We start from the raw sequence: 6,578 nt of genomic DNA on the forward strand, positions 1-6,578 counted from the left end.
ATGTTTAGAACAATGATGAAGTCCAAAATTCACCGTGCTATTGTCACTGAAGCCAATCTTAAATATGTCGGAAGCATTACAATCGATGAAGATTTGATCGAAGCCGCCGATATCCTTCCTAACGAAAAAGTACAAATCGTGAATAATAATAACGGAGCACGTCTGGAGACCTATGTCATACCCGGAGAGCGGGGAAGCGGGACGATTTGCCTTAATGGTGCCGCCGCGCGTTTGGTTCAGGTCGGAGACGAAGTGATTATTATTTCCTACGGGATTTTTACCGATGAAGCTTCTCGTGATTACATGCCCAAAGTTATCTTTGTCAATAGCGAAAACAAGATTGTAAAACTGGCCCATGAAGAAATTCATGGCCATGAGGATTAAGCGCGAGGCGTTTAAAAGGAAGTGTATTTCGTGCGCAGTGAGATCTTAAATCTCCTAGCCTGCCAACCCGAAAAATATGTTTCCGGAGAGGCGATCAGTCAAACGTTAAATATAACGCGCGCTGCGGTGTGGAAACAAATTCAATCCTTACGCGAATCGGGCTATGAGATCGAGGCCCAGACCAAAAAGGGTTATCGCTTGGTGAAGACCCCTTTATCCTTGGAAGAATGGGTACTGAAGCAGGGGCTGAAAACACAAAAATTGGGCCGCAAGATTTTTTGCTTTGACGAACTTTCTTCAACGAATGGCATTGCCAAAACGTTGATTCAACAAGGAGTTGAAGGCGGTGCAGTCATTTTAGCACGACGTCAAACGGCTGGACGGGGACGTATGCAGCGAGTATGGGAGTCTCCGGAGGGCGGAATTTGGATGACGGTCATCTTGAAGCCCCAACTTTCTTTAGCGGATGCCGCGAAATTAACATTAAGTACAGGGGTTGCCCTAGCCCATGCCTGCCGGGAACTCTACGGTTTCGAGGCCCAAATGAAGTGGCCTAATGATCTTGTCTATCAAGGGAAAAAAATAGCGGGTATTTTAGGAGAAGTGGTTGGGGAGTGGAATACGGTTCAAACCTTGATTTTAGGGGTGGGGATCAATGCTAACCTCGACCGCAAAGATCTAAGCCCCAATATACCCGCAACAACGCTGAAACAGATCGTGGGACATCCGGTTAATCTCAATGATTTGGTCATCGCTTTTTTGGAAGCGTTAGAAAGCGAAGTCGAATCCTTAGAAAAAGGAGACATAGAAGGCTTGCGCGAGCGTTGGCTGGCTTACGCTGCCGGGCTGGGTACGGAAGTTCAGGTTGAGCGGGCGGGACAGGTTTTCAAAGGCATTTTTCAAGGAATATCAACAAACGGAGAACTGGTGCTTGAAGTGAACCACTGGGAGCAGCTCTTTTCCTCGGGCGATGTCAGGCTTCGTTCCTTAGACGGCTATATTTAACAAATGTATTGTTTAAGGACCTCTTTTATTGTAAACTTATAACACAATTATAGGTTTACATATGAGGAGGAATTATTGTGGATGTCCGATATCTTTCGAGAACAGCAGTTATTGCCGCATTAACGTGTCTGGCCGGAATGATTTTAAGATGGGGTTCTCCGGCACTCGTCCCGTTCAGCATTTTACCGGTGATGGTTCTTTTAGCGGGGATTGTGCTGGGTTCAAATTATGGGGCTTTAGCCATGACAGTCTACATGACGCTGGGATTGTTTGGCCTTCCTGTTTTCTCCAGCCCTCCCTTTGGAGGTTTGGCTTACCTTGCGAAACCTACTTTTGGCTATATTTTAGGTTATATCGGTGCGGCCTATGTTGTGGGGAAAATTTATCGTCCACAGAGGTTTTGGACGGCCATTGCAGCCGTACTTGGGGGACTGGCTGTACTTTATAGTGTAGGCTTAAGTTATTTTTACGGTATTATGCGTTGGGTATTACATCAACCTACAAGTCTTTCTTTTGTTCTGGCGACAGGTTTTCTCCCTTTTATCCTATCTGATTTGATTAAAGCGGGAATTGCGGCTTGGGTAGGGAATCAAGTGATTCGCCGACAGGCCAATCTAAATAAAGGAGAATGAAGATGATCCTTGTCTTCGATGTGGGAAATACCAATATTGTTCTTGGTGTTTATAAAAATAGGGAACTGACTCATCAGTGGCGCGTTTCAACGGATAAATCACGGACGAGTGATGAGTATGCTGTGGTTATTAAAGACCTTTTTGATTTTCGCGGGCTGAAATTTTCGGACATAGAAGCGGTTGTTATGTCATCAGTCGTACCCCCTGTCATGCCGATATTGGAGTCTTTAACCCGTGAATATTTTGGGGTTGAACCTTTAGTGATTGGGCCTGGGGTAAAGACAGGCATGCCGATTATTTATGATAATCCGCGCGAGGTAGGAGCAGATCGAATTGTAAATGCTGTTGCGGGTTATCATAAATACGGAGGACCACTTATTATCGTCGACTTTGGTACGGCAACGACCTTTTGCGCAATTTCCCAACGGGGAGAGTATCTGGGAGGTGCGATAGCACCGGGAATTGGGATTTCCACAGAAGCTTTGTTCCAACGGGCTTCAAAGCTTCCGCGCGTCGAGTTAGTAAAACCGAAGCGTATTATTGCTAAAAATACTGTTGCAGGGATGCAATCCGGAATTTATTATGGCTTTGTCGGTCAGGTCGATGAGATTGTTCGACGGATGAAGCAGGAATTAGGAGAGGGAACAAAGGTTACTTCAACAGGGGGTTTAGCGCGTTTTATTTACGAAGAATCCGTAGAAATACAAACGGTAGATCCCTTTTTAACACTGGAAGGATTACTGCTTATCTACGAGCGGAATAATTAAAGTTAGGACAAATATAATGTTAATCAGGGAGAGAAATGATGAAGCTCGGGCAGTTTGAAATGGATAAACCGGTTTTTTTGGCGCCGATGGCTGGGGTTACGGATAAGGCCTACCGGGAAATCGCACGGTCTATCGGTGCGCACTATGTTTGGACGGAAATGATCAGTGATAAAGCTTTAACGTACCAAAACTCCAGGACTTTAAGTATGCTTGATCTAACGGGTGAGGAATCGCCGCGCATTGTTCAGATTTTTGGCTCCGAACCTTCGGTGATGGCCCAAGCGGGGTGCTTGGCGGTCGAGCATAATGCCGATATTATTGATCTGAATATGGGATGCCCCGCCCCGAAAATCGTCAAGAATGGAGAAGGTTCTGCTCTGCTTCTCAATTTAGATCTAGCGGAGCGGATTGCCAAGGCAGTCGTTAAAGCGGTCACTGTCCCGGTGACTGTCAAAATGCGCTTAGGCTGGGGTGAAGGTGAATGTGTCGCACCTGAGTTAGCGAAACGCTTAGAGGCGGCAGGAGTTCAAATGCTGACCGTGCATGGGCGGACTCGGGAGCAGTTTTATGCAGGTCACGCTGACCCGCAGGGCATTCGCAGGGTTAAAGAAGCGGTTCAGATTCCGGTCATTGCCAATGGAGATATTTTTACGCCCCAAGATGCTGAGAATCTGTTAGCTCAAACGGGCTGTGACGGAGTTATGATCGGACGTGGCGCACTGGGCAATCCGTGGCTTATCCCTCGAACAGAGCACTATTTATGGGATAGGGTTTTGGAGGCCGAACCGAGTTATCGGGAAAAAGTCCAAGTTGCGCTGAAGCATTTTGAGCGTATCTTAAGCTATAAAGGGGAACATGTCGGGCTGAATGAAATGCGTAAACATGCTGTTTGGTATATTAAAGGAATTCGTAATGCCGCGCAATTGCGAGATCAAATTATGCAAACAAAGACTCCTCAGGAAATGCGGGATATCCTATCTTTTATTCTTCAGTAAATGCATAGTATTTTATGGGGAAAGTGTATAATTTACTGAGTTTAAGGTAGAATATGAGAGCATTACTGATGTGGAGGGACAGACGGTATCCTTGACAATATTTTGAAGCGAAATTATAATACCTGTAATGCCTAAACAGTTGTGGTCATTTATAGAGTATCAGGAAAGCGCGCATTCTAAAGACGCGCCAGATACAGGACGAGAAAAGGGAGCGGATACGGAATGCCCGAAAAGGAAGTTATTCTAACATTAGAAGGTCTTAAAAAACTTGAAAGTGAGCTTGAGCAACTAAAAACAGTCAGAAGGCGTGAGGTTGCTGAGCGTATTAAGCAAGCTATCGATTTCGGAGATATCAGCGAAAACTCTGAATACGATGATGCCAAAAATGAACAAGCTTTTATCGAGGGCCGGATTATCACTTTAGAAAAGATGTTGAGAAATGCTCGGGTAATCGATGACCAGGAAAGCAATGATGTTGTAGGGTTGGGATCAACTATTGTCTTAAAGGATATGGATTTTGGGGACAACGAGGAGTATACAATTGTAGGTTCGGCTGAGGCAGACCCCGGGGTAAATAAGATCTCAAATGAATCTCCTGTAGGTAAAGCGGTACTGGGAAATGCTAAGGGAACAGTGGTCGAAGTAAATGTACCGGCGGGTGTCCTTCATTATCAGATTGTGGATATTAAATAAGTCTTACTCTAATTTCAAACGGCTTTAGCCTTTGAAAAGCTCGGCGTCTGCCGAGCTTTCTTGATGTTCTTGTTTAATCCTGTAGAAATCTGCTAGAATATGAGTATTAGAAATTTTGGAGGAATGTTTATATGGAAGATACAAACGATCTTTGGCGAATAAGGCTGGACAAGCTTGAATCATTTCGCCAGAAGGGTATTGAACCATACGCAGATCGTTATCAAAGAACGCATGCGGCCCAAGAAGTTTTGGATCAATTTTCGGAGTTGGAAGGTCAAACTGCAAAGGTCGCGGGTAGGATAATGTCTAAACGGGATCAAGGGAAAGTTATCTTTGCTCATATTCAAGATTTTAGCGGTAAAATTCAAGTCTATATCCGTAAAGATGATGTCGGTGCGGAATGGTTTGAAATGATTTCTAAGTTCGATGTTGGGGATATTATCGGGGTCATGGGAAAGGTTTTTCGAACCAAGCGGGGAGAAATTTCTATTCACGCTGAAGAGGTACAAATTCTTTCGAAAGCCATGCGCGCCCTGCCTGAGAAATTCCATGGTTTAACGAATGTTGAATTACGCTATCGGCAACGATATTTGGATTTGATTATGAATCCGGAGGTCAAGACTGTTTTCGTGAAACGGAGCAAGATTATCCGTGCAATGCGCGAATATCTTGAAGGGAAAGGCTTCCTCGAGGTTGAAACTCCCACGCTGCATACGATTCCCGGAGGAGCGGCTGCCCGCCCCTTTATCACCCATCATAACGCTCTGGATATCGATTTATATTTGCGGATTGCTCTTGAACTTCCGTTAAAACGATTGATCGTGGGTGGTTTTGATCGTGTGTTTGAAATCGGGAGAAACTTCAGAAATGAAGGAATTTCCATCAAACATAATCCGGAGTTTACGATGATGGAACTCTATCAAGCTTATGCTAACTATGAGGACATCATGGAATTGACGGAGAATATGATTTCTTACATTGCTCAGAAAGTTCATGGTAAATTGGAGATCGAGTATCAAGGAGAAATGATCAACTTTGCAACACCCTGGCGTCGGCTGCCGATGCTTGAGGCAATTTTAGAGTACGCCGGCGTTGATTTCCGGCAGATATTAACCGATGAAGAAGCTTGCAAGGTTGCTCGGGAAAAAGGCGTACATGTTGACGATAATGCTTCCCGAGGAAAGATTATCAATGAGTTTTTCGAGGAATTTGTAGAGTCCAAACTAATCCAGCCAACATTCATAACAGGACACCCGGTGGAAATTTCCCCTCTGGCAAAACGAAATAAGGAGCATCCCGAGTATACGGATCGTTTCGAAGTATTTGTTTACGGCCGTGAACTCGGAAATGCTTTCTCCGAATTAAATGACCCTATCGATCAGCGTCAACGCTTTGAAGCCCAGGTTGCAGAACGAGCGAATGGTGACGATGAGGCTCATATGATGGATGAAGATTTCGTGCAGGCACTTGAGTATGGGCTGCCCCCGACAGGCGGTTTAGGTATCGGAATTGATCGCTTAGTGATGTTGCTGACGAATTCTGCATCGATTCGGGATGTTATTCTTTTCCCCACAATGAGACCTCGGGAAGAAGAAAAGAAAGAAGAAGAATAGTTTCATGCATAGAAGTGAACCTACGCTTCTGGGTCTTTTGCAATAGTTCATAATTATAGGTGTACTCTCAAGGGGCTGTTTTTCAACGGCCCCTTGAGTATATGAATATGATTTAGAAAATATAAATGCAAGAAAAAAGAAAGTAAGACAATGAATTCGAAGAATAACAGTATAATTCAAGGAATTAAGACGAGATTGAAGGTTTGAGAACAAAAACGAAAAGCGATAAAATACTATTCGTCGGTTGCGGAAAGCAACCCCCCGGAAGTAAATGGTAGTTGACAAAATCAATCAACGGTGCTATCATTTATAACTGTGACTCCGGTCTTTGAAAACTAAACAACAAGGAACAGCCAATGACTCGTCAATGAGTAAAAGACAATTTGAGCAATCAGCACTCCGTAAGGATGTTCAAATGCTAATGCCATCCGTGGCGCATTTGAACTTAGGAACATCCATGTTCCGTCATAAAATTTATGGAGAGTTTGA

General features: G+C 44.3%; 7 protein-coding genes. All 7 read left to right on the forward strand.

Features of this window, described 5'->3' with window-relative positions:
• The 7 genes from panD (at position 1) to lysS (ending at position 6,089) form a co-directional block, all read left to right on the forward strand.
• Positions 1 to 384 carry an aspartate 1-decarboxylase gene (panD, locus tag VB077_RS14675; RefSeq protein WP_323416004.1) on the forward strand — a complete coding sequence of 128 codons (384 nt, stop codon included), beginning with the start codon at positions 1 to 3 and terminating at the stop codon, positions 382 to 384.
• A gap of 30 nt (positions 385 to 414) precedes the next feature.
• The gene (locus VB077_RS14680; RefSeq protein WP_323416005.1) at positions 415 to 1,389 is read left to right on the forward strand and encodes a biotin--[acetyl-CoA-carboxylase] ligase; all 975 of its coding nucleotides are present in this window, start codon (positions 415 to 417) and stop codon (positions 1,387 to 1,389) included.
• 77 nt (positions 1,390 to 1,466) lie between these two features.
• The gene (locus VB077_RS14685) at positions 1,467 to 2,021 is read left to right on the forward strand and encodes a biotin transporter BioY (protein WP_323416006.1); all 555 of its coding nucleotides are present in this window, start codon (positions 1,467 to 1,469) and stop codon (positions 2,019 to 2,021) included.
• Positions 2,022 to 2,023: 2 nt separating this feature from the next.
• The gene (locus VB077_RS14690; protein ID WP_323416007.1) at positions 2,024 to 2,788 is read left to right on the forward strand and encodes a type III pantothenate kinase; all 765 of its coding nucleotides are present in this window, start codon (positions 2,024 to 2,026) and stop codon (positions 2,786 to 2,788) included.
• Positions 2,789 to 2,826: 38 nt separating this feature from the next.
• Entirely contained in the window at positions 2,827 to 3,783 is a 957-nt protein-coding gene (gene dusB / locus VB077_RS14695; protein ID WP_323416012.1) for a tRNA dihydrouridine synthase DusB, read from the forward strand.
• Between the two features lie 222 nt (positions 3,784 to 4,005).
• Positions 4,006 to 4,476: a transcription elongation factor GreA gene (gene greA, locus VB077_RS14700; RefSeq protein WP_323416008.1), complete on the forward strand. Its 471-nt coding sequence runs from the start codon at positions 4,006 to 4,008 to the stop codon at positions 4,474 to 4,476.
• 131 nt (positions 4,477 to 4,607) lie between these two features.
• Positions 4,608 to 6,089: a lysine--tRNA ligase gene (gene lysS / locus VB077_RS14705; protein ID WP_323416009.1), complete on the forward strand. Its 1,482-nt coding sequence runs from the start codon at positions 4,608 to 4,610 to the stop codon at positions 6,087 to 6,089.
• Positions 6,090 to 6,578 lie beyond the last annotated feature (489 nt).

Origin of the sequence: Desulfitobacterium sp. (assembly GCF_034927245.1) — a bacterium.
In the GTDB taxonomy this organism is placed as follows: domain Bacteria; phylum Bacillota; class Desulfitobacteriia; order Desulfitobacteriales; family Desulfitobacteriaceae; genus Desulfitobacterium_A.

Coding starts and splice junctions, on each gene's coding strand:
- panD (WP_323416004.1), top strand. CDS start 1: ATGTTTAGAACAATGATGAAGTCCAAAATTCACCGTGCTATTGTCACT.
- VB077_RS14690 (WP_323416007.1), top strand. CDS start 2,024: ATGATCCTTGTCTTCGATGTGGGAAATACCAATATTGTTCTTGGTGTT.
- dusB (WP_323416012.1), top strand. CDS start 2,827: ATGAAGCTCGGGCAGTTTGAAATGGATAAACCGGTTTTTTTGGCGCCG.
- greA (WP_323416008.1), top strand. CDS start 4,006: ATGCCCGAAAAGGAAGTTATTCTAACATTAGAAGGTCTTAAAAAACTT.
- lysS (WP_323416009.1), top strand. CDS start 4,608: ATGGAAGATACAAACGATCTTTGGCGAATAAGGCTGGACAAGCTTGAA.